Source organism: Pseudomonas sp. GW821-FHT01C01, from assembly GCF_059422645.1.
In genome coordinates this window covers 1-22,543 of the sequence record NZ_JBWKXF010000031.1, presented here as the reverse complement: position 1 = coordinate 22,543, position 22,543 = coordinate 1, and the positions used below count along the sequence as shown (strand labels likewise).

Below are 22,543 nucleotides of genomic sequence, written 5' to 3'. Positions count from 1 at the left end.
CATAGTCGCCGGGTTCTGACAACTGCACACGGATAACAAAGGAACAGCCGATGGCGACCCTACTGGTTCTGCACGGACCCAACCTGAACTTGCTCGGCACCCGCGAACCGGGTACCTATGGCGCTACGACACTGGCGCAGATCAACCAGGACCTGGAACGCCGTGCCCGTGAAGCCGGCCACCATTTGCTGCACCTGCAAAGCAATGCCGAGTACGAATTGATCGACCGCATCCACGCTGCCCGCAGTGAAGGCGTGGACTTCATTCTGATCAACCCGGCAGCTTTTACACATACAAGTGTCGCATTACGTGACGCGCTGCTGGCGGTGAGCATCCCATTCATCGAAGTGCATTTGTCTAACGTGCACAAACGCGAACCTTTCCGCCATCACTCTTACTTCTCCGACGTAGCGGTGGGAGTGATCTGCGGCCTTGGCGCCAGCGGTTACCGACTGGCCCTGGAGGCTGCCCTAGAACAGCTTGAAAGACCGGCAACAGCTTGAACAACAAGCGTTAAACGCCCCTGACCGACCCTTGGGAGTTGATGATTCATGGATATCCGTAAAGTTAAGAAACTGATCGAATTGCTGGAAGAGTCCGGCATCGACGAGCTCGAGATCAAGGAAGGCGAAGAGTCCGTACGCATCAGCCGTCATAGCAAGACCCCGGCTCAGCAGTACTACGCGCCGGCTCCAATGCCTGCTCCGGTTGCCGCGCCTGTCGCTGCCGCCGCTCCGGCTGCCGCTGCCGCACCTGCTGTCGCCGCCGCTCCAGCACTGAACGGCACCGTTGCCCGTTCGCCGATGGTCGGTACGTTCTATCGCAAATCTTCGCCAACCTCGCCGTCCTTCGTGGAAGTCGGCCAGACCGTGAAGAAAGGCGACACCCTGTGCATCGTTGAAGCCATGAAGATGATGAACCACATCGAAGCTGAAACCAGCGGTGTGATCGAATCCATCCTCGTTGAAGACGGCCAGCCGGTTGAGTATGACCAACCGCTGTTCACCATCGTTTGAACCGCGGAGAGCCTTTGATGACTGCGAAGTTGGAAAAAGTTCTGATCGCCAACCGCGGTGAGATCGCCCTGCGGATCCTGCGCGCCTGCAAAGAGATGGGTATCAAGACCGTCGCCGTTTACTCCAAGGCTGACAAGGAACTGATGCACCTGGGCCTGGCAGACGAATCCGTCTGCATCGGTCCGGCATCGGCCGCTCACTCCTACCTGCACATTCCGGCAATCATCGCCGCGGCCGAAGTGACTGGCGCCACCGCCATTCACCCTGGTTACGGTTTCCTTGCGGAAAACGCCGACTTCGCCGAACAGGTCGAGAAATCCGGCTTCGCGTTCATTGGCCCGAAAGCCGAAACCATTCGCCTGATGGGCGACAAGGTATCGGCCAAGCACGCCATGATCGCTGCTGGCGTACCGACCGTTCCGGGCTCTGACGGCCCGCTGCCGGAAGACGAAGAAACCGCTCTGCGCATCGGTCGCGAAGTCGGTTACCCAGTGATCATCAAGGCCGCTGGCGGCGGCGGTGGTCGCGGCATGCGCGTTGTGCATAAAGAAGAAGACCTGATTTCCTCGGCGAAACTGACCCGCTCCGAAGCGGGCGCAGCGTTCGGCAACCCGATGGTTTATCTGGAAAAATTCCTGACCAACCCACGTCACGTGGAAGTTCAGGTGCTTTCCGACGGTCAGGGCCACGCCATCCATCTGGGCGACCGCGACTGCTCGCTGCAGCGCCGTCACCAGAAGGTTCTTGAAGAAGCGCCGGCACCGGGCATCGACGAGAACGCACGTGAGGAAGTACTCGCACGCTGCGTCAAGGCTTGCATCGATATCGGCTACCGTGGCGCAGGTACTTTCGAGTTCCTGTACGAAAACGGTCGCTTCTACTTCATCGAGATGAACACTCGTGTCCAGGTAGAGCACCCGGTTTCGGAAATGGTCACCGGCATCGACATCGTCAAGGAGATGCTCAGCATCGCCGCCGGCAACAAGCTGTCGTTCACCCAGGATGACGTGGTCATCCGCGGTCACGCGCTGGAATGCCGGATCAACGCCGAAGATCCGAAAACCTTCATGCCGAGCCCGGGCACGGTCAAGCATTTCCACGCTCCAGGCGGCAACGGCGTTCGCGTCGACTCGCACCTGTACAGTGGCTATGCCGTTCCGCCGAACTACGACTCGTTGATCGGCAAGCTGATCACCTACGGCGCAACCCGCGACGAAGCCATGGCGCGCATGCGCAATGCGCTGGACGAAATCGTGGTCGACGGGATCAAGACCAACATCCCGCTGCACCGCGACCTGACCCGCGATGAAGGCTTCTGCAAAGGGGGCGTGAACATTCACTACCTCGAGCACAAGCTGGCTGGCGAGAAGCACTAAGCTTCAGCCTGATCAACAAAGCCGCCTTCGGGCGGCTTTGTTGTATCTGCGCATTGCAACAACCTTTGTAGCAGCTGGCGAAGCCTGCGTTCGGCTGCGCAGCAGCCGTAAAACCAGAAAGCACGGCTTTCCTGACACACCGCATCAATCTGATTCACGACTGCTGCGCAGCCGAACGCAGGCTTCGCCAGCTGCTACAAGCGGCATCACAGCGAGCCACTCCCACAAAACCTCCGCGCTCGCGTAAACTTGCGCGCTTCTCGCAGCCCGCTAGGCTGCAATCAACATTTTTCAAAGGTGCCCGCCATGCCTTGGCTGCAAGTACGTCTCGCCATCAGCCCAGAACAAGCCGAAACCTATGAAGACGCTTTCCTTGAAGTGGGCGCCGTGTCGGTGACCTTCATGGACGCCGAAGATCAGCCAATCTTCGAGCCGGAACTCAACACCACGCCGCTGTGGTCCCACACTCACCTGCTGGCCCTGTTCGAAGGTGGCACCGAGCCCGGCCCGGTACTGGCCCATCTGGAGCTGCTGACCGGCAGCCCGCTGCCTGAACACCACAGCGAAGTGATCGAAGACCAGGACTGGGAACGCAGCTGGATGGACAATTTCCAGCCAATGCGTTTCGGCCAGCGCCTGTGGATCGTGCCAAGCTGGCACGCCGCGCCGGAACCTGATGCCGTGAATTTGCTGCTGGACCCGGGCCTGGCATTCGGTACCGGCACCCACCCGACCACCGCGCTGTGCCTGGAATGGCTTGACGGCCAGGACCTGAAAGGCTGCAACGTGCTGGACTTCGGCTGCGGCTCGGGGATTCTGGCGATTGCCGCGCTGTTGCTGGGCGCCAGGGAGGCCGTGGGCACCGACATCGACGTGCAGGCGCTGGAAGCCTCTCGCGACAACGCCGGGCGCAACAACATCGCCGAACACCTGTTCCCGCTGTACCTGCCGGAAGACTTGCCGCAGGTGCAGGCCGACGTACTGGTGGCCAACATTCTCGCCGGCCCGCTGGTTTCCCTGGCACCGCAGCTGTCCGGCCTGGTCAAGTCGGGCGGTCGCCTGGCGCTGTCGGGCATCCTCGCCGAGCAAGGCAATGAAGTCGCCGCTGCTTACGCCAAGGACTTCGACCTGGACCCGATCGCCAATCGCGATGGCTGGGTGCGCATCACTGGCCGTCGGCGCTAGAATGGCTGCCTGCATAATCCGGATCGCCGCATGACCGATAGCTTCGTCACTCAGTGCCCGCATTGCCAAACCAGCTTCCGCGTCAGCCATGCCCAGTTGAGCGTGGCTCGTGGGGTGGTTCGTTGCGGCTCCTGCCTGCAGGTGTTCAATGCCGCCAAGCAGTTGCTTGAGCAGGCCGGCAAGGAACCACCGGTAGCGACGCCGCTCCCGCCTGTGGAACCTGCGGAGCCCGTCGAGCCATCGCAGCCGCGCGCCATCAGCCAAAAGCAATGGAGCGCTGCCGAACTGGACCTGGACAGCCTCGACCTCGACGAAGAACTCGCCCGACTCGAACAGCGGGAAATCCAGCCGACCACCGAGCTCGGCCGACATCGCGACGACTCGCTGAGTGCCCGTCGCGATAGTGCCGGGCAGGACGACGAGGAGCCGTGGTCCGAAAGCCTGTTCAGTGCATCGGCGACCGATCGCGTGCCAATCGACGAACCGCTCGACAGCCTTGAAACGCCAGAGCCGACACCCGAACCGAACAAAGCCTCACGCACCGAACCTTCGCTGTCTCTGGAACCGGTTGATCTGGACGACGAGCCGCAACCACCCCAATTGCGCCTGCACGACCCTCTCGATGCGCCACTGAGCCACGAACGCTTGTCGGCCACCGACGAGAACGAAACTGACGATAACCTGCCCTCGATCGAACCGCTGCGCAGCCGACGCGAACGCAGTGAACCGGGCGTGCGTGCCGAAGTACTGCAAGACCTGACCGACGACCCGCTGCAGCTGGACTGGCAAAAACGCCGCTCGCCCTGGGGCAGACGGCTGTTGTGGTTGCTACTGGTGCTGATTGCCGCTGGCGCCCTCGCCGGCCAGTACATCGCCTACCATTTCGACGAACTGGCGCGACAGGATCAATATCGCCCGTGGTTCCAGCAGTTGTGCCCGCAAATCGGCTGCACTGTGCCCTCCAAGGTCGACATCGCAAAAATCAAGAGCAGCAACCTGGTGGTGCGCAGCCATCCGGAGTTCAACGGCGCACTGGTGGTCGATGCGATCATCTATAACCGCGCGACCTTCTCCCAGCCCTTCCCGCTGCTGGAACTGCGCTTTGCCGACCTCAATGGCCACCTGATCGCCAGTCGCCGCTTCAAACCCGGCGAGTACCTCAATGGCGATCTCGAAGGCATGGCGGAAATGCCTCCGCAAACGCCGATCCACATCGCTCTGGACATTCTCGACCCTGGCGCCAAGGCCGTGAACTACAGTCTGAGCTTTCACTCTCCGGAGTGAAACGCTTGATCGCTCCCGGATTAACGTCGGCTTTGCGACTCCCCCTGGCAAACCAAACCACGGGTAATAACAGAATAACTGTTCAGATTTTGTTCAATTCAGCCTTTATCCAGTCATCGAGAGCGGGTATCATGCCAACCCTTTTTCGAACTCTAATGATCCGGCCCCACAACAGGGAAGTCCTATGTCGGCGGTACGCATCGGTCCATACACATTACATAACAGCTTGATCCTCGCCCCTATGGCGGGTGTCACCGACCAGCCCTTTCGTCAGCTGTGCAAGCGCTTGGGCGCGGGACTAGTAGTCTCGGAAATGGTCATCAGCGACATGAGCCTGTGGAACACCCGCAAGTCGCGCATGCGCATGATCCACGAAGGTGATCCCGAGCCACGCTCGGTGCAGATCGCCGGTGGGGACGCGCAGATGCTGGCGGACGCTGCCCGCGCCAACGTTGAAATGGGCGCGCAGATTATTGATATCAACATGGGCTGTCCGGCAAAGAAGGTCTGCAACAAGGCTGCCGGGTCCGCCCTGTTGAAGGATGAAGCCCTGGTAACCGAGATCCTGCAGGCCGTTGTGGCTGCGGTCGATGTGCCGGTTACCCTGAAGATCCGGACCGGCTGGGACCGGGACAACAAGAACGGCCTGACGGTGGCGAAGATCGCCGAGCAGGCAGGCATTACGGCGCTGGCGGTACATGGCCGCACCCGTGCCGACCTGTACACCGGTGAAGCCGAGTACGACACCATTGCCGCGATCAAGCAGGCGGTGTCGATTCCGGTCTTCGCCAACGGCGATATCGATTCGCCGGAAAAAGCCCGGTACGTGCTTGACGCGACCGGTGCCGATGGCCTGTTGATTGGCCGGGCCGCCCAGGGGCGGCCGTGGATTTTTCGCGAGATCGAGCACTTCCTGCGTACCGGAGAGAAGCTCCCGGCGCTGGAACTGATCGAGGTGGAACGCATTCTGCTAGAGCATCTTGCAGCCCTGCACGCCTTCTATGGCGATGTCATGGGTGTGCGCATTGCTCGAAAGCATGTGGGCTGGTATCTCGCAACCCTGCCGGGCGCCAGGGAGTTTCGCGCCCACTTCAATCGTTTGGATGGTACGGATACACAATGCGCCAACGTTCAGGCGTTTTTCGCCGAACGTTACAAGAGCCTGACAGGGGACGGAGAGTGGGTGGCCGCATGACGATGATGACCGAGACTTTAGTGAGTGGAACAACACCCGTGAGCGACAACGTGAATTTGAAACAGCACCTCAATACACCGAGCGAAGAAGGCCAGACCCTTCGCGGGAGTGTCGAGAAGGCGCTGCACAATTATTTCGCCCACCTTGAGGGCGCTGCCGTCACGGATGTGTACAACCTGGTGCTCTCCGAAGTCGAGGCTCCCCTGCTCGAGTGCGTGATGAACTACGTCAAGGGCAACCAGACCAAGGCCAGCGAGCTGCTCGGGCTGAACCGGGGCACGCTGCGCAAGAAACTCAAGCAATACGATTTGCTGTAAGCATTCAATCAAACCAGAAAGGCGCCCGCGTAAAACCGGTCGCCTTTTTTGCTGACTCCTTTGCTTTTGATGGAAATTGAAATGACCGACCAGACTACCCGCCTGCCGATCCGCCGCGCTTTGATCAGCGTTTCCGACAAGACCGGTATCCTCGAATTCGCCAAGGAGCTTGAAGCCCTGGGCGTCGAGATCCTCTCCACCGGCGGGACGTTCAAACTGCTGCAAGACAACGGCGTTGCCGCAGTGGAAGTCGCGGATTACACCGGTTTCGCGGAAATGATGGACGGCCGGGTGAAAACCCTGCACCCGAAAATCCACGGCGGGATCCTCGGTCGTCGCGGTATCGACGACGCCATCATGAACGAACACGGCATCAAGCCGATCGACCTGGTAGCGGTCAACCTGTACCCGTTCGAAGCCACCATCAACAAGCCGGGCTGCGACCTGCCGACCGCCATCGAGAACATCGACATCGGCGGCCCGACCATGGTCCGTTCGGCAGCCAAGAACCACAAAGACGTGGCCATCGTGGTCAATGCCGGCGATTACGCCAGCGTCCTGGAAAACCTCAAGGCCGGCGGCCTGACCTACGCTCAGCGCTTCGACCTGATGCTCAAGGCCTTCGAACACACCGCTGCCTACGACGGCATGATCGCCAACTACATGGGCACCGTGAACCAGGCGGCTGACACCCTGAGCACAGAAGGCCGCAGCGAATTCCCGCGCACCTTCAACAGCCAGTTCATCAAGGCCCAGGAAATGCGCTACGGCGAGAACCCGCACCAGAGCGCGGCGTTCTACGTGGAAGCCAAGCCTGCCGAAGTCGGCATCGCCACCGCGACCCAGCTGCAAGGCAAGGAACTGTCGTACAACAACGTGGCCGACACCGATGCCGCGCTGGAATGTGTGAAGAGCTTCGTCAAGCCGGCTTGCGTCATCGTCAAGCACGCCAACCCGTGCGGTGTGGCCGTCAGCCCTGACGCCGAAGGCGGCATCCGCAAGGCCTACGACCTGGCCTACGCCACCGACACCGAATCCGCGTTCGGCGGCATCATCGCCTTCAACCGCGAACTGGACGCCGAGACCGCCAAGGCCATCGTCGAGCGTCAATTCGTCGAAGTGATCATCGCGCCTTCGGTCAGTGAAGAAGCCCGCGCCATTGTTGCCGCCAAAGCCAACGTACGCCTGTTGGCCTGCGGCGAATGGTCGGCTGACCGCGCAGCGGCCTGGGACTACAAGCGCGTCAATGGTGGCCTGCTGGTACAGAGCCGCGACATCGGCATGATCGGCGCCGACGACCTGAAAGTGGTGACCAAGCGCGCACCGACCGAACAGGAAATCAACGACCTGATCTTCGCCTGGAAAGTCGCCAAGTACGTGAAGTCCAACGCTATTGTCTACGCCAAGAACCGTCAGACCATCGGTGTCGGCGCCGGCCAGATGAGCCGCGTGAACTCCGCGCGCATTGCTGCAATCAAGGCAGAACATGCCGGCTTGCAGGTTCAAGGTGCGGTCATGGCATCCGACGCATTCTTCCCGTTCCGCGACGGCATCGACAACGCGGCCAAGGCCGGAATCACTGCGGTGATCCAGCCGGGCGGCTCGATGCGTGACAACGAAGTGATTGCAGCCGCTGACGAAGCTGGTATCGCCATGGTGTTCACCGGCATGCGCCACTTCCGTCACTGATAAAACGCCCACTGCAGGAGCCGGCTTGCCGGCGAAGGCGATCCGTCAGACACACTGCGGAGCCTTCTTCGCTGGCAAGCCAGCTCCTACAAGAGCACCCCGCGGGGTGCCCTCCAGAATTAGCGTCATCCGAGGTTTTTGAAATGAATGTTTTGATCATTGGCAGCGGTGGCCGTGAACACGCCCTGGCCTGGAAAGTGGCTCAGGATCCGCGCGTGCAGAAAGTGTTCGTGGCTCCGGGCAATGCCGGTACCGCCATCGAAGCCAAGTGCGAGAACGTCGCCATCGACGTACTGGCGCTTGAGCAACTGGCAGACTTTGCCGAGAAAAACGTTTCCCTGACCATCGTTGGCCCTGAAGTGCCGCTGGTTGCCGGCGTTGTGGATCTGTTCCGCAGCCGCGGCCTGGATTGCTTCGGTCCGACCGCTGGTGCTGCGCAGCTGGAAGGCTCGAAAGCCTTCACCAAGGACTTCCTGGCTCGCCACAAGATCCCGACTGCCGACTACCAGAACTTCACCGAAATCGAGCCGGCCCTCGCCTACCTGCGCGAAAAAGGCGCTCCGATCGTGATCAAGGCCGACGGCCTGGCCGCCGGTAAAGGCGTGATCGTCGCCATGACCCTGGCCGAAGCCGAAGACGCCGTGCGCGACATGCTGGCGGGCAATGCCTTTGGCGATGCGGGTTCGCGCGTGGTCATCGAAGAGTTCCTGGACGGCGAGGAAGCCAGCTTCATCGTCATGGTCGACGGCAAGAACGTGCTGCCGATGGCCACCAGCCAGGACCACAAACGTGTCGGCGACGGCGACACCGGTCCGAACACCGGCGGCATGGGTGCTTACTCCCCGGCACCAGTGGTCACCGCCGACGTGCACAAGCGTGTCATGGACCTGGTGATCTGGCCGACCGTGCGCGGCATGGCCGAGGAAGGCAACGTCTACACTGGCTTCCTGTACGCCGGCCTGATGATCGACAAGGCTGGTAACCCAAAAGTCATCGAATTCAACTGCCGTTTCGGCGACCCTGAAACCCAACCGGTGATGTTGCGCCTGCAGTCGAGCCTGGTGCTGCTGGTCGAAGCCGCCCTGGCCCAGGCGCTGGATAAAGTGGAAGCGCAATGGGATCCACGTCCGAGCGTCGGCATCGTCCTGGCCGCTGGCGGCTATCCTGGTGACTACGCCAAAGGCGCAGCCATCAAGGGGCTGGATGCCGCCGCCGCACTGGAAGGCAAGGTTTTCCACGCCGGCACCGCACTCAAGGATGGTCAAGTGGTGACGGCCGGTGGTCGGGTGTTGTGCGCCACTGCCATGGGCGCCAGCGTCGATGCTGCGCAGCAGCAGGCCTACAAGCTGGCGGCTACGCTTGACTGGGAAGGCTGTTTCTATCGCAAGGACATTGGCTACCGCGCCATTGCCCGCGAGCGCGGCGAGAGTCAGGAATAAGGTAGACACCACGCCAGGCAGGGATTGCGATTCCTTGCCTGGCTATTCCGGCGCCGCGCATCGTTATATTCTGGCATCAACCTAAGAAGGGATTTCGCCGTGCGCTGGCTCAGGATTGCCATAAGCTTAACCGTCACGCTGTTGACCTTGCTCTGCATGCTACCGGCCCAGGCCACGCAAGGCAGTGGCTGGGCGGTATTGCTTGACGAACAGGGCGACCTGCAACTGAGCGATATTCGTTCCGCACGTTACACCAATCAATTCAGCCCCATCGAGCTCGACCGCATTACCGCGGCCGAACCCGATGGCGCGTTATGGCTGCGATTCAGGCTTGCACCGGGCAAACACGAACAATTGCTGCGGGTGTTCGCACCCGACCTGCGCCAGTTCAACATGTACGTGCTGGACGGCGACAAGCTGATCGATCAATCCAGCACGGGCAACGAACAGCCCCAGTCCGAGCGGCCATTGCCCAGCAGCGACTTCATGCTGGCACTGCCGCAAAGCGACAACCCCCTCGACGTTTACCTGCGACTGGACTCCGACCACCAGTTACGGCCCTATATCACCCTGCAACCGGCGATCCTCGCGGCTGCCAACCAGAACCAGACGCTGATCTATGGCCTGCTGTTCGGTTGCATCGCCATGTTGATCCTGCACAATCTCATCCGCTACGCCTACACCCGCTCGCACAGCGCCCTCTGGCTGGCGACGTGCGAAGGGTTGTTGATGCTCAGCCTGATGTTGTTGCTGAACCTCGCCCGCCCCTGGCTGCCGGACTGGCATGCACTGCAAACGCCGGGGTCTTACCTGGCACTGTTAATGACTGCACCCTGCGGCCTGATGCTTGCCTATCGCTTCTTCTCCCCGCTCGGGCCGCATCCGCTGAACCGGTTGCTGCTCGGCGAGGTCCTGCTCATCACCGCCTGCAACCTGATGCTGCTGTTCGTCAATACCTTGCCGCTGAACTTCATTACCTACGGTCTGGTCGCCCTGGCCGGCCTGAGCATGCTGTTCATCAGCACCTATCACTGGCAAAAAGGTTATCGCCCGGCTCGCCTCTTTGTGGCGGCGATGGTGGTATTCAACCTCGGGACACTGGTCATCCTGCCCGCCCTGTTGGGGCTGACCCTGGTCGAACCCCATGGCCTGATCACCACATTGCTGGTGTTCATCTGCATCAGCGGCCTGCTGATGAGCATTGCGTTGAGCGAGCGCCAGCGCCGCATCACCGAAGACCGTTTCAGCATCAGTCGCGACCTGGCGGCCAGCAACGCCGAGATCAACGCCAAGGCCGAGTTCCTGGCAAAGATCAGCCATGATATCCGCACCCCGATGAACGGCGTCCTCGGCATGACCGAGCTGCTGCTTGGCACACCGCTTTCGGTCAAGCAGCGCGACTATGTGCAGACGATCCATAGCGCCGGCAACGAGCTGCTGACACTGATCAACGAAATTCTCGACATTTCCAAACTCGAGTCCGGGCAGATCGAACTGGACGATGTGCAGTTCGACCTCAACGCACTGATCGAAGACTGCCTGAGCATCTTCCGCGCCAAGGCCGAGCAGCAAAACGTCGAGTTGATCAGCTTCATTCAGCCGCAAGTGCCGCGAGTGATCAGCGGTGATCCGACACGCTTGCGCCAGACGCTGTTGAGCCTGCTGGAAAATGCCCTGAAGAAAACCGATGAAGGCGAAATCCTGATCGTCGTGGCGCTCGACGAGCGCAACGCCAGACCGCGCCTGCGAATCGCCGTGCAGGACAGCGGCGAGCCCATGGATGCCGAAGAACGTGACGCCCTGATGCACGCCGAACTGCACAGCCGGCATTTCCTTTCGGCCACCCACCTGGGCGGCAACCTGGGGCTGGTGATTGCCCGCCAGCTGATTCGCTTGATGCAGGGGGAATTCGGGATCAAGAGTGGCAGCAACCAGGGCAGCACCCTGTGGCTGACCTTGCCCCTGGATCCTGATCGCCTCGAACACCCGACCTCCGACCTCGACGGTCCGCTGCAAGGTGCGAGGGTATTGGTGGTGGACGACAACGACACCTGTCGCAAGGTGTTGGTGCAGCAATGCAGCGCCTGGGGCCTGAACGTCAGCGCCGCACCTTCCGGCAAGGAAGCGCTGGCCCTGCTGCGCACCAAGGCGCATTTGCGCGATTACTTCGATGTGGTCCTGCTGGACCAGAACATGCCCGGCATGACCGGCATGCAACTGGCGGCCAAGATCAAGGAAGACCCGAGCCTGAACCATGACATCCTGCTGATCATGCTCACCGGCATCAGCAATGCGCCGAGCAAGATCATCGCGCGCAACTCCGGGATCAAGCGCATCCTCGCCAAACCGGTGGCCGGCTACACCCTCAAGACCACCCTGGCCGACGAACTGACCCAACGCAACAAGGGTCTCGCCGCCACCCAGCCCGTGCAAAACGGCCCGGCCCTGCCGATCAAGGTCCCAAGCGACTTCCGCATTCTGGTGGCTGAAGACAACAGCATCTCGACCAAGGTGATCCGCGGCATGCTGGGCAAGCTCAACCTGCAACCGGATACCGCCTGCAATGGCGAAGAAGCCTTGCAGGCGATGAAAGCCCAGCGTTACGACCTGGTCCTGATGGACTGCGAAATGCCGATCCTCGACGGTTTCTCGGCCACCCAGCAATTGCGCGCATGGGAAGTCGGCAACCAGCGGGCTCGCACCCCTGTGGTGGCGTTGACTGCCCATATCCTCGCCGAACACAAGGAGCGTGCGCGCCAGGCCGGCATGGACGGGCACATGGCCAAACCGGTCGAGCTGTCGCAACTGCGCGAACTGATCGAGCACTGGGTCGCCCAGCGTGACCAGCAAAATCGTGCAACGACCCAAACGTCCTGAGCCGACAGACTTCGCAACCCCTGATAGACTCCCCCTCGACTTCCCTCGCCAGTGAGCCCGGCACCATGCTCCATGAGTTGTTCAGCGTTTATCTGAAGATGCTGGTGCTCTACAGCCCATTCTTCGTGTTGTCCTGCTTCATCAGCCTGACCCGTGGTTATTCGCGCAAGGAACAGCGTCGGCTGGCCTGGAAAGTCGCGGTCGCCACACTGGTCTCCAGCGTGCTGCTGTACTTGTTCGGCCGGGTGATCTTCAGTGTCTTCGGCATTACCGTGGACGCCTTCCGCATCGGCGCCGGCAGTGTCCTGTTCATCTCGGCACTAGGGATGGCACAAGGCAAATCGGCGGTACAGACCGACAACGTGCAGCAGGATGTGACCATCGTCCCGCTGACCATTCCGCTGACCGTCGGGCCCGGCACCATCGGTGCCCTGCTGGTGATGGGCGTGGGCCAGCCGCACTGGGACGACAAGCTCACGGCCATTTTCAGTATTGCCCTGGCCAGTTTTACCGTGGGTGTGGTGCTGTTTTTGTCCGGCCGTATCGAGCGCATTCTTGGCGACCAGGGGTTACAGATCGTCAGCCGGTTGATGGGGTTGTTCGTGTGCGCACTGGCGGCACAGATCATCTTTACCGGGGTGAAGGGATACCTGGTGCCTTGACCGCAAAAAAAGGCCTTGTTGCTCACAACAAGGCCTTTTCTTTTTCGTTTTGCAAACGGTTCAAAGCGTTAGCTTGCGCACGAGAAGCTTGTCCGAATACTTGTCTATCTTTTCGTGTACTCGCGCTCGATAGTTTTCAAACACCTCGGGATCAAAAGCAAACACCCCGCCATCGGGGATGATGACCACTTCTTTGTCAAACTCGCTCCAGAAAAAGAAGTCCTGCTCGATAACAGTGGTGTCGTAGCGCATGCCGTAAAGGCAGACCACCGTTTCACCCGAGTCGAGGCGTTCGCAAGGTGCGCACTTGAGAATACCCAAACCACCCTGCATGACATTGCCACGGAAAAACTCCCAGGCGAATTCGTCGAGCTGCAATGCTCTGTAGGTTTCCTTGACGAGTTGTCCCAAACGCTCCGAACCCAAATGACCAATCACGGTATGGCTGATGTTCAGCAGCTGGCGAACATTCGACACTCTGAAAGGTTCGGACGGAACAATAGTTTTCAAGGTAAAGCCGGCTTTGAGCAAACGGCCTTGGTAATAATCGAACCAGACCTTCTTTGATACTTGCCCAGGGTATTTATCATTTGTCGCCAGTTCTGCATACAACAAGCAATCCTGTATGTCTTGCTGATCCTGCAAGCGCACCTTGTCTGCAAAAGACAGCAGACAGCCCCCTACTACAATCGCATCAGCAAGACCCGGCATATTGCAACCCCCACCGACCAGAACCTGGACAATCAGTAATTTGCATTGAGCAACTCCCTTACGAGTTTATTAGCTCGTCAACTTTTTAAATAAATCATCACCAAACTGATCGATATAACTGTAAACCTGCTGACGCTTGCGATCGAAAGCGCGCTTATTGAACTTTCGAACACCTGCTGCTTGAAAAAGATGCACACCTTCAGTATTGATAGTGATAAACAGGAAGTTGCCGTTGAAACTCTTGCTGTACACATCCAGCCCGCCCATGACCATCGCCATGCCGCCACCCGGCGCAACGACGCAAGGGACAGCCTTGAAGCTGACAAGCTCACTGTTCTTGCTTCCGGAATCGACGATCTTCAACGCTTCCTTGTCGCCCTTGAGTTTTTCGAAACCGGCAGCCACCAGGCTCAACACGTTGCCGGAGCCGGCACTGATAACGGTTTGAAGGATCTGCAACAGCGCGTCATTCATGGTCAATGTCAGCGTTTTGGAATCGTACTTTTTGCGCGTATAGCTTTCCGTCACCCAGCCGATTGCAGTCAGCGCTTCGTTATAGGCGGCGTAACGTTGTTCTTGAGTGCTGTTGGCGGGTAGCTTGCGAACCACCGCTTCGGCAAAGGACTGGCTGTCCAGGGCATCTTGCTTGTCGTCTTCGGAAAGTTTTTCCTCGAACACTACAAGCGACGGACCTACCACCGAAGCATCATGTTCTTGAGCGATGCGATTGGCTGAAACGCTCACCGTTGTAGCCAGGCTCCTCGCCCGTGGACGTGCAGGCACGGCAGCGAGTTGTGCTTCGATCTGTTTGAAGTATTTATCTTGTGCGGCAACATCAAAAGGCAATTGTGCCGTGTCATTAATGGTCGAGTTTTGCATATCAAGTTCCTTGGTTAACAATCTGCCGCTCCATGCGGCACAAACCAAAGCTAAGACATACAAGAATAACCATCAACCTATATATAAGAATCAACTTATGCCAATAGTTACCAAGACGTAACGACCTGTATTGAAGCCGGCATAGTTAAAGCGTGAAATAGCGGCCTCTTATTAGAGGCCGCACTCATTCAAGAACCGGGCTTGTTCCCATACCAACGCGGTGTATAGACCCAAACTCCATTTTCGGCGCGAGGGAATACACAGGTAGTCGAAGAACCGATCAACACCATGGTGCGCATATCGACCTGATCGGGCGTCAACTGGCCAAGGGTGGTGACCCGCAGCGTCTGCCCCGGACGCCCGATATCCCGGCCCAGCACCACAGGGGTCTCTGGCACGCGGTGCCGGGCGACGATATCCAGCGCCTGCCCCAGTTGCCACGGGCGAGAACGCGAGATCGGGTTGTAGAAGGCCAGCGCCAGATCGGCTTGAGCGGCCAGGTCCAGGCGTTTCTCGATGATTGCCCAAGGCTTGAGGTTGTCCGACAGCGACAGCACACAGAAGTCATGCCCCAGCGGCGCACCGGCCTGGGCGGCCGTCGCCAACGAGGCGGAAACCCCCGGCAAAATCTCGAGATCGACATTATGCCAATGGGCATCGCTGGACTCATGAAGCGCTTCCAGCACCGCAGCGGCCATGGCGAAAACACCCGGATCCCCTGAGGAAACCACCACCACCGAACGCCCCTGGGCCGCCAGTTCGAAGGCGTGGCGGGCGCGCTGCATCTCTTCGCGGTTGTCGGTGCAATGCAGCACCTGATCGGCGCGAAACGGCCCGGCCATGCGCACATAAGTTTCGTAACCCAGCACGTCGGTTGCGCGGGCCAGTTCCGCCTTCACGGCTGGCACCATCAATTCGGCAGCCCCCGGCCCCAGACCAATCACGGCCAGGCGTCCGCGTGGTCGGCCAATCTGCAACGGGTCCACCGGTTGCCCGGCTACCGCAATGGCAACGGTGTCGTTACCCAGGATAGAAACAGGCTGGCCGATGACAGCGCGCAATCGCTCACCGATACCTGCCTCAGCACTGGCAAAACGCAATGGCACACCCAGCTCCAGCGCCGCGTCACGTAACGCCGGGTTGGCCATTTCCGTGTCGGCAACCAACAGGCAGGCTAGCGATTGCGTGGCGACTTTTACTTGATGCAACGCCTCGCGAACCGCCGTCGCTACGTTGGTCACGCCGGCACTGACGGCGACTACCACGTTGCGCGGATAGATCAGCAATTCGTTGGCGGCCGGTGCGCGCTCGGCATGACTGACATGCACCGCCAATCGGGCCTGTGCATCTTCGGGCAACTGCGCCTGCGCCAGCCACGGGGCCTCACCTTCAATGCGCACCGTTTCGCCAGCCAGCAAATCGGAAACGAAACGCTTGCCCAGCTCCAGATCGCCAAGGGCATAACCGCTGGGCGGGTTGAGCAGGCAAGTGCCAAAACGCAACTCACCGCTGGTGGTGATCGCCGCCGCGACTTCAAGCACGGCGGCAATCTCCCGCGCCATTACATTCACCCCGCCGAGACCACCCAGCAGTGGAACCACGGCACTGCCGTCTTCGGCCACCGCCAACACCGGTGGCTCGGCGCCCTTTTCCAGCAACAAGGGCGCCAGCGTGCGGATCACGATCCCGGCCGCGCACAGCGCAATGATCGGAGTGCCCCGCTGATAGAGTTCGCGCAGGGTCGCACCGAATTCGTGATAAACCCGATCCGCGCCTTCGACCCGTTCGGCCAGGCCATGGATCAGGGCTTCGGGGTACACCTGTTGAATGCTGCGTGCGGTCGCGAGGCTGCCATTGCCAAGAATGACAATCGCCGGAACTGGACGGGTCATCAGCCTTGCCACCTTTCACCGGGAACGATGATCAACGAGAAGTACGGCGAGGACATCGGTTCGACCTGATCCAGCGGCACGATCTTCTGATTGGCCATGGTCGCGCGCTCGACATACAACGCACGCTCGGCCAGGCCGAGCTCTTCCAGCACCTGGCGAACCTTGGGAAAGTTGCGCCCCAGCTTCATGATCACCGCCGCATCGGCATCGGCCAGGCGACGCTTGAGTTCATCATGCGGCAGCACACCGGACAACACCGACAGGCTCTGGTTGCGATACACCAGTGGTGCACCGAGCACCGAGGCACCGCCGAGCATCGAGCACACACCGGGTACGACTTCAGCCTGATAGCGTTCGGCGAGCCGGTCGTGCAGATACATGTAGGAGCCGTAGAAGAACGGATCGCCCTCGCAAATCACCGCCACATCACGACCTGCATCGAGATGCATGGCCAGTTCTTCGGCAGCGTCATCGTAAAAGTCGCTGATCACTTGCTCGTAGGACAACGGCGCCGGCAAGGCTTCGGTGGTCACCGGATACACCAGCGGCAACAAATTCTGGGCTTCCTGCAAGTGCGCTTCGATGATGCCGAAGGCATTGCCCTTCTTGCCCTTGGCCACGAAGTACGCCACCACCGGGGATTCGCGCAGCAAACGCAAGGCCTTGACGGTAATCAGTTCCGGATCACCGGGACCGACGCCGAGGCCGATCAAACGTCCAGGTTGCTGCATCATTCGATCTCCGTGGCGAGGGCATTGACGGCGGCGGCGGCCATGGCGCTACCGCCCAGCCGCCCCTGCATGATGACAAAAGGCACGCCACGGCTATCCGCCGCCAGCGCTGCCTTGGATTCGGCAGCGCCGACGAAGCCTACCGGGAAGCCGAGGATCAGTGCCGGTTTCGGTGCACCGGCGTCGAGCATTTCCAGCAGGTAGAACAATGCAGTCGGCGCATTGCCGATCACCACCACGCTACCCTCCAGATGCGGACGCCAGAGCTCCAGCGCGGCGGCGGAACGGGTGTTGCCCAATTCACGGGCCAGTTCCGCAACGCTCTCATCGCGCAATGTGCAGATCACCGGGTTGTTGGCCGGCAACCGCGCGCGGGTCACACCTTCGGAGACCATCCGCGCATCGCACAGGATCGGCGCACCGGCCGCCAGCGCATCACGCCCGGCCTTGCCCGCACCTTCGGAAAACTGCAAACCGTCGATAGCCTCGACCATGCCGCAGGCGTGAATCACACGGACCGCGAGTTTTTCCAGATCGGCCGGGATTCGGTCGAGGTTGGCCTCGGCGCGAATGATCGCGAAGGAGTTGCGATAGATCTCCTGACCGTCGCGGATGTAATCAAGCATCAATGGGGCTCCGTGAGCGGGCGTCGAGCAGGGTCGCGACCGCTTCAATAGTAAGGTTGCGTGCGTGCAGCGCGCCAAAACCCGGCTGCGCTGCATCGCGAAAATAGAGATCGTAGAGACCGGGGGCGACGGCCAGCAATGTGACGGGTGCCGTATGCGCGGCGGCGCAGGAACGCAGGCAACCGCTCAGGTGTATGTTCAGCGCCGGTCCATGGCGGTGCAGCAGCGCGGCCAGTTGCAGGGCATCGCCCTTGGTCTCGGCCAGGCCTTTACCGCAGCCGTTAGAGCCAGTGCAGGCGATCAACCGGGACAATGGCTGATCGGCTTCGCACTTCAAGCCCAGACATTGCAATTGCCGAATGACCTCAGCGGCGTTCTCCGCGCGGACATTGGCCAGCATCAGGCTTTGCCAGGGTGTGAAGCGCAGGCTGGAATCACCGAACTCGCGCGACAGTTGTGCCACACCCCGCAACATCGCGGGATCGAGCCGTCCCAGTGGCGGCACGCCCCCCACATAGACGACACCGGATTCGGCCTGGGGGTGGGCACCCACGTGCAAATCACTGGAGCCCGGAACCCGCTGCCAACCGACCACTGCTTGCAGCGGCACACGCTCTTCCAGCCGGAGCAGAATGCCCTCGATCGGGTATTCGGCCAGCAAATGGCGCATCCGCGTCTGCTCGGGGCGCGCCAGTTCAAGGAACAACTCAAGGACCGCGACCACCAGCGCGTGCCCGTCATCCAGTGCTACCGAACCGGCGGGCCGGTCGGTCGGACATCCTGCCAGACCGAACGCCAGTCGGCGCTCGCCGTCTTGCTCAAACGCCGAGAGCCACAGGTCATGGGGATGTTCGAGCATCGCCAGGTCTTCACCGCCATCGAGTTGCACGGCGAACTTGGCACTGAGATCGTGGAAACTTTCGTGGTTTTGCAATGTGGCGAGGATCTGCCCGGCCAGCGGGCGTGTGTCGAATAGCATGCGCCGATCGATCCCGGCGCCGGGGCTGAGCATCAGGTTGCGCACATCATCGCCCGCCGCCGTGCGTGGTCCCAGATCGGCGGCCAGCAGGCTGTCGATCAACGCCCTTTGCTCGTGGCCAATCCCGCGGATCTGCAGGTTGGCCCGGTTGGTCGCCTCGATCGTCCCGCTGGCGTAACGCTCGGCCGCAGTCGCCACAGCCTCGGCTTGAGCGCTGCTGATCGAACCACCGTTCAACTTGATCCGGCAGATGCCGCCATCCAGCGCCGGCACAATACGCAGCAACCCCGGACAGGCCGAGGGGCGTAAGGCAGCAGACAGCGGACGTTCGTTCAAGGCGGACCCGTTCAGGTGGCGAAGCATTTCACGGCGAAAGTGCGCGGTATTATGCCTGCTTTGCTTCACCGCATGAAAAGACTCCGGTCGGAATGCTTGCTCTGCCTCAATGGCCTGTGGCCAACGGGCTCATCCGGGAACAGAAGGCAGTCAGCTCAAGGAACCCGCGCTATCATGCCGCCCAACAACGTTGAACGCGTGATTGAGGAACGGCATGACACCCTGGCTGACGGTAGTAGGCATCGGCGAAGACGGTTTCAAGGGTCTGGGCAAGAACGCCCGGCACGCATTGTTGCGCGCGTCGAAGATCTTTGGCGGCCAGCGGCATCTGGATTTGCTCCCGCCGTGCATACGCGGCGAGCGCCAGCCGTGGCCGAGCCCCTTCTGCCTTGAGTCGCTGCTGTCACTGCGTGGAGAACCCGTTTGCGTCCTGGCCAGTGGCGATCCGATGTTCTTCGGCGTCGGCGCCAGCCTCGCCCGGCAACTCCCTGCGGCCGAGATGCTGACGCTTCCTGCGCCGTCTTCCTGCTCGCTGGCCGCTGCGCGAATGGGTTGGCCCTTGCAGGATGTGGTCACACTCTCGGTGGTGGCCCGTCCCGTCGCCGCACTCAACGCGCAATTGTTCAGCGGCGTACGCTTGCTGGTATTGAGCAACGACGGCCGCAGCCCCGCCGCCATCGCAGCCCTGTTGCGCGAACGTGGCTTCGGCCCCAGCCGCCTCACCGTCCTGGAACACCTTGGCAGTGAAGCCGAGCGGCGTGTCGACGGTATCGCCAGCGACTGGAGTGATCCGCGGATTGCCGACCTGAACCTGATTGCCATCGACTGCATCGCAGAACCGGATACACCTCGCCTGTCACGACTGGCCGGCCTGCCGGACTCGGCCTTCCAGCACGACGGCCAACTGACCAAACGCGATGTGCGCGCCATCACCCTCGCGCGCCTGGCCCCGATCCCCGGCGAACTGTTGTGGGACGTCGGCGCCGGCAGCGGCTCGATCGGCATCGAATGGATGCGCGCCCACCCCAGTTGCCGCGCCCTGGCCATCGAGGCGGATGACGGCCGACAAGCGTTGATCGAACACAACCGTGATGCCCTCGGCGTTCCCGGCCTGCAATTGATTCGCGGCAGTGCGCCGCAAGCCTTGGCCGGACTGGAGCGGCCGGATGCGATTTTCATCGGCGGCGGTGTCACCCGCGCAGGCGTGCTCGATACTTGCTGGGCCGAACTCAAACCCGGTGGCCGGCTGATTGCCAACGCGGTCACCCTGCAAAGTGAAATGACCCTGATGGCTTGGCGCGAGCAATACGGCGGAGAGTTGACCCGCATTCATATCGCGCAAGCACAAGCGCTGGGCGACTTCGACACCTGGCGCCAGGCCCTTCCGATTACCTTGCTGGACGTGACGAAACCTTTCGATGCGTGACGAAACCGCCGAACAACCCGCCCCCCTGCGCAGTGGCCTGACCACCGGCAGTTGCGCCACGGCCACCAGCCTCGCCGCCGCGCGTCTGCTGCTGGATGGCACAGCGGTCGACGCCGTGGAAATCGTGTTGCCCAAGGGCAAACAGGTGCAGATGCGCCTGGAGTTCTGTCGCCTCACCGAGCACGGCGCCGAAGCGGGAACGCTCAAGGACGCCGGCGACGATCCGGACGTGACCCACGGCGCCCTGCTCTACTCCCAGGTGCACCTGAGCGCCGAACCGGGGACACGCTTCAAGGCCGGTCGCGGTGTCGGCACAGTGACCCGGCCCGGGCTGGTGCTGGGTGTCGGCGAGCCGGCGATCAACCCGGTGCCGCGCAAAATGATCAGCGAACACCTGGCCCGGCTGGCCGACGAACTCGGCTACAGCGGTGGTTTCGACGTGACGGTCAATGTCGAGAACGGCGAGGCGCTGGCACTGAAAACCATGAACCCGCGCCTGGGCATTCTTGGCGGCCTGTCGATCCTCGGCACCAGCGGCATCGTCCGGCCGTTTTCCTGTGCGGCCTACATTGCCTCGATCCACCAGGGCATCGACGTGGCGAAAACCAACGGTTACCTGCACATCGCCGCCTGCACCGGCAATGCCAGCGAAGACACCATGCGCCGGGTCTACAACCTACCGGAAATCGCCCTGATCGAAATGGGCGACTTCGTTGGCGCCGTACTCAAGCACCTGCGCAAAGTACCGGTGGATAAACTCAGCCTGTGCGGTGGTTTCGGCAAGATCAGCAAACTGGCGGCCGGGCACATGGATTTGCACAGTCGTCATTCGAGCATTGACCTGCCGCAACTGGCGCTATGGGCGGCGCAGGTTGGCGCCGATGCGGCGTTGCAGCAGCGCATCCGCGAGGCCAACACTAGCCAGCAGGCACTGGCCATGGCCGCCGCAGCGGGGGTCACCCTGGGTGATGCAGTCTGTCAGCACGCCCTGGATTTTGCCCGCAGCGTGGTGCCGGCGCAGGTTCAAGTGGAAGTCTTTGCCATTGATCGCCAGGGTGGGGTTGTTGGCCATGCGGGAGCTTTTCAATGAAGCGCATTCTGTTGCTCGGCGGCGTGACCGAAGCCCTGGCCATTGCCCGCACGCTCGGGCCACAGCATATCTACAGCCTGGCCGGCGTCGGTCGGGTGCCGACGGATCTGCAATGCCAGGTTCGCGTCGGTGGCTATGGCGGCGCCGAAGGCCTGGCGCAATTCATTGGCGATGAAGGCATCAATCTGCTGCTCGACGCCACTCACCCCTACGCCGCCCAAATCAGCCAGAACGCCGCAACTGCAGCGCAATTGAGCGGCATCCCCTGCTGGGCGCTACGGCGTCCGGCCTGGCAAGCCCAGGCGGGCGATGACTGGCGGGAAGTCAGCGATTGGGCCGAACTGATCGAAACCCTGAAACCCTTCCGCCGACCGCTGTTCACCCTCGGTCGCGAACCCCTGCAGCACCTGGATGAAATCCCCCCGGAGCAATTCTGGACCCTGCGCGCGCTGGACGAGTATCCGGGCAACGAGCGCTGCGAAGTGATCGGCGCACGTGGGCCCTTCCTGATCGACGATGAACGTGGGTTGTTCGAGCGGCGAAACATCGACGTGTTGATCAGCAAGAATAGCGGCAGCACGGCGACCGAGCCGAAACTGGAAGTGGCGCGTGAGCGGGGGGTGCCGGTGATTGTTTTGAAGCGTCCCGAATTGCCAAGCGTGGAACGGGAGTTCGATTCGGTCGTAGACCTGTTGCGAGCGATGACAGAGCAGTTTTTAACCTGATTTTTGCGAACGCGTCAGGACGCCTTCGCGGGCAAGCCCGCTCCCACATCTATGGATACCCCCATTTCTGCAATACTGTTTTCGATGCGTGTTTGGCTTGCTTTCATC

Annotated in this window: 20 protein-coding genes; 14 read left to right on the top strand and 6 right to left on the bottom strand. The window is 61.0% G+C overall.

What is annotated here, in order from left to right; all coding sequences use genetic code 11:
• The first annotated feature begins 50 nt into the window (after positions 1-50).
• From aroQ to AC07XF_RS18615, 11 genes are all read left to right on the top strand, one after another.
• The gene (aroQ, locus tag AC07XF_RS18665; RefSeq protein WP_020797556.1) at positions 51-503 is read left to right on the top strand and encodes a type II 3-dehydroquinate dehydratase; all 453 of its coding nucleotides are present in this window, start codon (positions 51-53) and stop codon (positions 501-503) included.
• A gap of 48 nt (positions 504-551) precedes the next feature.
• Complete coding sequence (gene accB / locus AC07XF_RS18660; RefSeq protein ID WP_495027601.1) at positions 552-1,016, top strand: acetyl-CoA carboxylase biotin carboxyl carrier protein; 465 nt, start codon at positions 552-554, stop codon at positions 1,014-1,016.
• Between the two features lie 17 nt (positions 1,017-1,033).
• Entirely contained in the window at positions 1,034-2,392 is a 1,359-nt protein-coding gene (accC, locus tag AC07XF_RS18655) for an acetyl-CoA carboxylase biotin carboxylase subunit (protein ID WP_429366255.1), read from the top strand.
• A 306-nt stretch (positions 2,393-2,698) separates the two neighbouring features.
• On the top strand, positions 2,699-3,577 hold the full coding sequence (gene prmA, locus AC07XF_RS18650; RefSeq protein ID WP_495027600.1) for a 50S ribosomal protein L11 methyltransferase: 879 nt from the start codon (positions 2,699-2,701) through the stop codon (positions 3,575-3,577).
• Between the two features lie 30 nt (positions 3,578-3,607).
• Positions 3,608-4,861, top strand: coding sequence for a DUF3426 domain-containing protein (locus AC07XF_RS18645; protein WP_495027599.1), 1,254 nt, complete (start codon positions 3,608-3,610; stop codon positions 4,859-4,861).
• A 184-nt stretch (positions 4,862-5,045) separates the two neighbouring features.
• Complete coding sequence (dusB, locus tag AC07XF_RS18640) at positions 5,046-6,056, top strand: tRNA dihydrouridine synthase DusB (RefSeq protein WP_495027598.1); 1,011 nt, start codon at positions 5,046-5,048, stop codon at positions 6,054-6,056.
• Positions 6,053-6,373: a DNA-binding transcriptional regulator Fis gene (fis, locus tag AC07XF_RS18635; RefSeq protein WP_007907419.1), complete on the top strand. Its 321-nt coding sequence runs from the start codon at positions 6,053-6,055 to the stop codon at positions 6,371-6,373. Before dusB ends, fis begins: the two co-directional genes overlap by 4 nt.
• Before the next feature lie 81 nt (positions 6,374-6,454).
• On the top strand, positions 6,455-8,062 hold the full coding sequence (purH, locus tag AC07XF_RS18630; protein WP_495027597.1) for a bifunctional phosphoribosylaminoimidazolecarboxamide formyltransferase/IMP cyclohydrolase: 1,608 nt from the start codon (positions 6,455-6,457) through the stop codon (positions 8,060-8,062).
• A 143-nt stretch (positions 8,063-8,205) separates the two neighbouring features.
• The gene (gene purD, locus AC07XF_RS18625; RefSeq protein ID WP_495027596.1) at positions 8,206-9,501 is read left to right on the top strand and encodes a phosphoribosylamine--glycine ligase; all 1,296 of its coding nucleotides are present in this window, start codon (positions 8,206-8,208) and stop codon (positions 9,499-9,501) included.
• 99 nt (positions 9,502-9,600) lie between these two features.
• The gene (locus AC07XF_RS18620) at positions 9,601-12,378 is read left to right on the top strand and encodes a hybrid sensor histidine kinase/response regulator (protein WP_495027595.1); all 2,778 of its coding nucleotides are present in this window, start codon (positions 9,601-9,603) and stop codon (positions 12,376-12,378) included.
• Between the two features lie 65 nt (positions 12,379-12,443).
• A complete protein-coding gene (locus AC07XF_RS18615; protein WP_495027594.1) occupies positions 12,444-13,040 on the top strand; it encodes a MarC family protein in 597 nt (198 codons plus the stop codon).
• Positions 13,041-13,100: 60 nt separating this feature from the next.
• Here AC07XF_RS18615 and AC07XF_RS18610 read toward each other — a convergent pair whose 3' ends face one another.
• The 6 genes from AC07XF_RS18610 to cobG all read right to left on the bottom strand — a co-directional run bounded on the left by AC07XF_RS18610 (position 13,101) and on the right by cobG (position 19,179).
• The gene (locus AC07XF_RS18610) at positions 13,101-13,751 is read right to left on the bottom strand and encodes a hypothetical protein (protein WP_495027593.1); all 651 of its coding nucleotides are present in this window, start codon (positions 13,749-13,751) and stop codon (positions 13,101-13,103) included.
• 69 nt (positions 13,752-13,820) lie between these two features.
• On the bottom strand, positions 13,821-14,630 hold the full coding sequence (locus AC07XF_RS18605; RefSeq protein ID WP_495027592.1) for a hypothetical protein: 810 nt from the start codon (positions 14,628-14,630) through the stop codon (positions 13,821-13,823).
• A 188-nt stretch (positions 14,631-14,818) separates the two neighbouring features.
• Entirely contained in the window at positions 14,819-16,522 is a 1,704-nt protein-coding gene (cobJ, locus tag AC07XF_RS18600) for a precorrin-3B C(17)-methyltransferase (protein WP_495027591.1), read from the bottom strand.
• Positions 16,522-17,253 (bottom strand): precorrin-2 C(20)-methyltransferase, encoded by a 732-nt coding sequence (locus AC07XF_RS18595; RefSeq protein WP_495027630.1) that lies wholly within the window; start codon positions 17,251-17,253, stop codon positions 16,522-16,524. The genes cobJ and AC07XF_RS18595 overlap by 1 nt, the downstream gene beginning before the upstream one ends.
• A complete protein-coding gene (locus tag AC07XF_RS18590) occupies positions 17,253-17,879 on the bottom strand; it encodes a precorrin-8X methylmutase (RefSeq protein ID WP_495027590.1) in 627 nt (208 codons plus the stop codon). The genes AC07XF_RS18595 and AC07XF_RS18590 overlap by 1 nt, the downstream gene beginning before the upstream one ends.
• A complete protein-coding gene (cobG, locus tag AC07XF_RS18585) occupies positions 17,872-19,179 on the bottom strand; it encodes a precorrin-3B synthase (RefSeq protein WP_495027629.1) in 1,308 nt (435 codons plus the stop codon). Before cobG ends, AC07XF_RS18590 begins: the two co-directional genes overlap by 8 nt.
• Before the next feature lie 229 nt (positions 19,180-19,408).
• Here cobG and cbiE point away from each other — a divergent pair, with 229 nt between their 5' ends.
• Genes cbiE through AC07XF_RS18570 form a run of 3 tightly spaced genes read left to right on the top strand, consistent with a single transcriptional unit; the run spans position 19,409 to position 22,435 of the window.
• Complete coding sequence (cbiE, locus tag AC07XF_RS18580; protein ID WP_495027589.1) at positions 19,409-20,620, top strand: precorrin-6y C5,15-methyltransferase (decarboxylating) subunit CbiE; 1,212 nt, start codon at positions 19,409-19,411, stop codon at positions 20,618-20,620.
• On the top strand, positions 20,613-21,710 hold the full coding sequence (locus tag AC07XF_RS18575; RefSeq protein WP_495027588.1) for a cobalt-precorrin-5B (C(1))-methyltransferase: 1,098 nt from the start codon (positions 20,613-20,615) through the stop codon (positions 21,708-21,710). The genes cbiE and AC07XF_RS18575 overlap by 8 nt, the downstream gene beginning before the upstream one ends.
• Entirely contained in the window at positions 21,707-22,435 is a 729-nt protein-coding gene (locus AC07XF_RS18570; protein ID WP_495027587.1) for a cobalt-precorrin-6A reductase, read from the top strand. Before AC07XF_RS18575 ends, AC07XF_RS18570 begins: the two co-directional genes overlap by 4 nt.
• The last annotated feature ends 108 nt before the right edge of the window (positions 22,436-22,543 follow it).

What these genes read in the sequence shown, in the direction of transcription:
- aroQ (WP_020797556.1), top strand. Translation starts at nt 51, where the DNA reads ATGGCGACCCTACTGGTTCTGCACGGACCCAACCTGAACTTGCTCGGC.
- accB (WP_495027601.1), top strand. Translation starts at nt 552, where the DNA reads ATGGATATCCGTAAAGTTAAGAAACTGATCGAATTGCTGGAAGAGTCC.
- accC (WP_429366255.1), top strand. Translation starts at nt 1,034, where the DNA reads ATGACTGCGAAGTTGGAAAAAGTTCTGATCGCCAACCGCGGTGAGATC.
- prmA (WP_495027600.1), top strand. Translation starts at nt 2,699, where the DNA reads ATGCCTTGGCTGCAAGTACGTCTCGCCATCAGCCCAGAACAAGCCGAA.
- AC07XF_RS18645 (WP_495027599.1), top strand. Translation starts at nt 3,608, where the DNA reads ATGACCGATAGCTTCGTCACTCAGTGCCCGCATTGCCAAACCAGCTTC.
- dusB (WP_495027598.1), top strand. Translation starts at nt 5,046, where the DNA reads ATGTCGGCGGTACGCATCGGTCCATACACATTACATAACAGCTTGATC.
- fis (WP_007907419.1), top strand. Translation starts at nt 6,053, where the DNA reads ATGACGATGATGACCGAGACTTTAGTGAGTGGAACAACACCCGTGAGC.
- purH (WP_495027597.1), top strand. Translation starts at nt 6,455, where the DNA reads ATGACCGACCAGACTACCCGCCTGCCGATCCGCCGCGCTTTGATCAGC.
- purD (WP_495027596.1), top strand. Translation starts at nt 8,206, where the DNA reads ATGAATGTTTTGATCATTGGCAGCGGTGGCCGTGAACACGCCCTGGCC.
- AC07XF_RS18615 (WP_495027594.1), top strand. Translation starts at nt 12,444, where the DNA reads ATGCTCCATGAGTTGTTCAGCGTTTATCTGAAGATGCTGGTGCTCTAC.
- AC07XF_RS18610 (WP_495027593.1), bottom strand. Translation starts at nt 13,751, where the DNA reads ATGCCGGGTCTTGCTGATGCGATTGTAGTAGGGGGCTGTCTGCTGTCT.
- AC07XF_RS18605 (WP_495027592.1), bottom strand. Translation starts at nt 14,630, where the DNA reads ATGCAAAACTCGACCATTAATGACACGGCACAATTGCCTTTTGATGTT.
- cobJ (WP_495027591.1), bottom strand. Translation starts at nt 16,522, where the DNA reads ATGACCCGTCCAGTTCCGGCGATTGTCATTCTTGGCAATGGCAGCCTC.
- AC07XF_RS18595 (WP_495027630.1), bottom strand. Translation starts at nt 17,253, where the DNA reads ATGCAGCAACCTGGACGTTTGATCGGCCTCGGCGTCGGTCCCGGTGAT.
- AC07XF_RS18590 (WP_495027590.1), bottom strand. Translation starts at nt 17,879, where the DNA reads ATGCTTGATTACATCCGCGACGGTCAGGAGATCTATCGCAACTCCTTC.
- cbiE (WP_495027589.1), top strand. Translation starts at nt 19,409, where the DNA reads ATGACACCCTGGCTGACGGTAGTAGGCATCGGCGAAGACGGTTTCAAG.
- AC07XF_RS18575 (WP_495027588.1), top strand. Translation starts at nt 20,613, where the DNA reads ATGCGTGACGAAACCGCCGAACAACCCGCCCCCCTGCGCAGTGGCCTG.
- AC07XF_RS18570 (WP_495027587.1), top strand. Translation starts at nt 21,707, where the DNA reads ATGAAGCGCATTCTGTTGCTCGGCGGCGTGACCGAAGCCCTGGCCATT.